Consider the following 2,512-nt stretch of genomic DNA (forward strand, 5'->3'; position numbering starts at 1 on the left):
ACCGGTGACGGTGGGGCCGGCGGGCGCCGCGCCGGGAGAGTCCCCCGACACCGCCCCCTGTGCCCGCCGGCCGTCCGTCACCGCGCCAGTGCGGCCCAGCTCGGCGTCACCGGCTCCCGCCGCAGCGGCATGCCCGCCTCGGCCGGGGTCCGGTCGCCCTTGCGCTGGTTGCAGCCGTAGCAGGCGGCGGTGGTGTTCCCCCAGGTGTTCCGGCCACCGCGCGAACGGGGCAGGATGTGGTCGATCGTGCTGGCCGGGCCGTCGCAGTAGGCGCACCGCCGGCCGTCGCGGCCGAGCACCCCGGCCCGGGACCAGGCCGGGCCGGCGGTGAACCGCCAGCGGGTCACCACGTACCGGACCAGGCGGACCACCCGCGGCAGCGGGAAGACGCCGATCACCCGGTCCGGCTCGGCCTCGTGGATCTCGGCGACCCGGCGGCAGAGCATCCGGATCGCGTGCTTGACGGTGACCCGGTGCAGCGGGCCGAGGTCGGCGTTGATGACGAGGACGGCGTCCACCGGGCTCTCCCTTCACGATCGGTGGTGCGGCGACGACGGGACGCGCGACGCGCGTCAGTCGTGCCTTCCGGGCCAGGGACCGTGTTCCCGGCAGCCGTCGCCGGAGCGCCACGACGGCGTCGTGGTGGCGGGTCGCAGCGACATGGAAGGCTCCCGGAGCGGTGGTTGACCTTGCGCGATCACGGTAGATCGACCCGGGAAACGCGGGCAACGTATTTCGATCCGCCGTCGGACGGCGGTCGCTGGCGTCCGGCCCGCCCGGCGGCCCGGGCGGCGGCGAGCGGGCGGGCGATCCGGGCGCTCATCTGCGCCACCAGCTCGCTCTCCAGCAGCGGCCGGTTCACCTCGGCGGCCACCGACATCGCCGGGGTGGAGACCGAGCGCCAGATCGCGGTGCAGCCGGCGCCGAGACCGACGAGCGCCACCGCCGCCCGGGTCGCGGGGGAGCCGGCCGCCGCGGCGGCGCTGACCCCGACCACCGCCACGAGGACCACCAGCAGCGGCGCGAGCACCGGCCAGAAGATGCCCCGGGCCGCCTGCGCCACGAGCCTGCGGTCCCGGATGACGAGGTTGCGTGCCACGACCGCCCAGTTCTCCTCGTCCAGCAGGTCGCGCGGGTGCAGACCGCCGGTGAGCACGTCCTGCCACAGGTCACCCTGGTTGCGCAGCTCGCGGGCCAGTTCCGCGAGTCCGGCCTCGCCGGGGTCGCCGACGGTGGCCCGGCCGACCGCGGTGGCCCAGGCGGCCAGTGACCGCCGCACCACCGCCGCCGAGTACGGAGGCAGCACGCTTGCCAACTCGTCGAGCCACCTGCTGATCTGGACGTGTCGTCCGCCGAAGCGGCGGGCCAGCTCGGCGGCCTCGCCGCGCCGGACGGTGTCGGCGAGCGACCGACCGAGCCGGTACGCCACCCCGACCCGGTGGTTGGTTGCCATCGTCCAGCGCAGCACCTCGACGTTCAGCTCGTCGAGGGCGAGCAGAAGCGGCTCCCGGGCGGCCCCGGTGGCCCGCCGGGCGGCGGCGGTCGACGGGGTGGGGCGACCCGCCGGGGTGGCCGGGGCGATCTCGGTCAGCGCCACGTCCACCCCGTCGAGGTACATGCCGAGCCGGTGCCGGCCCGGCATCTCGGTCAGGTTGGACAGCTTCGCGGGCGCGGTCGCCGGCCGGTCCGCGCGCTCGGACAGCTCGGCGGTCTGCGCGTGGTGGTAGGCGTCCGCCATGGACCAGCCGAGCCGCAGCGCGGTGACGACGGCCGTCCGTTCGTCGCGCGTCGCGCGGCTCTCGTCCGGCCGGTCCCCCGACCGCGTCGCGGTGCTCACCGCCCGACCTCCCGTGTCGCGGTCGAGCGTAGTGCAGATCGTGTCCGATTTAGGAGGTTTCGGTCAGGCGCGACCCGCCAGCAGGCCCCGCGGCCGGATCGAGCGGACCGGCTCGGCAGCCGCCCCCTCGGCGCGCAGGATGTGGTTGGCGGCGACGATCCCGGTGGCCGCCGAACGCTCCATCAGCGCGCTCGGGAACTCGGTCCGGATCCCGTCGCCGGCCAGGTAGAGCCCCGGCGCGTCGGTGCGTACGCCGGGCCGCCCGGCGTGGCTGCCCGGGGTGAACGCCGGGGCCTGCGCCTCGACCCGGGCGCGCAGCTCGCGTACCCGCAGGTCGGCCACCTCCGGCCAGAGCGTGGTCAGCTCCCGCAGCATCCGCGCGGCCAGCTCGTCGGCCGGCACGTCCGGCTCGCAGGCGTACGCGTGCAGCTCCACCACCGAACCGCCGGTGCGCTCCGCCCAGCGGCGCGGCTCGGACTCCAACCGGTGGTAGAGCGTCACCGAGTCCAGCGTGGGCTGCCGGGAGACCCCGCTGAACACCGCCCGGTCCGGGCGCACGTCCCCGTCCATCCAGTAGCGCGCCACCGCGTACGGGGGGCCGGGCCGGCCGAACGCGGGCATCCGCGCCACCAGCTCGGGCGCGGCGGCGGCCAGGCCGGGGGAGGCGTCGACGAG

General features: G+C 76.4%; 3 protein-coding genes. All 3 read right to left on the reverse strand.

The window, feature by feature from the left end; translation table 11 throughout:
- Nucleotides 1-77: 77 nt before the first annotated feature.
- On the reverse strand, nucleotides 78-518 hold the full coding sequence (locus HUW36_RS30650) for an HNH endonuclease (RefSeq protein WP_174531274.1): 441 nt from the start codon (nucleotides 516-518) through the stop codon (nucleotides 78-80).
- A 179-nt stretch (nucleotides 519-697) separates the two neighbouring features.
- On the reverse strand, nucleotides 698-1,837 hold the full coding sequence (locus tag HUW36_RS30655) for a hypothetical protein (RefSeq protein ID WP_174531275.1): 1,140 nt from the start codon (nucleotides 1,835-1,837) through the stop codon (nucleotides 698-700).
- 63 nt (nucleotides 1,838-1,900) lie between these two features.
- Nucleotides 1,901-2,512: FAD-dependent oxidoreductase (locus HUW36_RS30660; protein WP_174531276.1), on the reverse strand; the 612-nt coding region annotated here is incomplete at its 5' end.

The sequence above is a fragment of the Micromonospora maritima genome (assembly GCF_902825405.1).
Lineage (GTDB): Bacteria > Actinomycetota > Actinomycetes > Mycobacteriales > Micromonosporaceae > Micromonospora > Micromonospora maritima.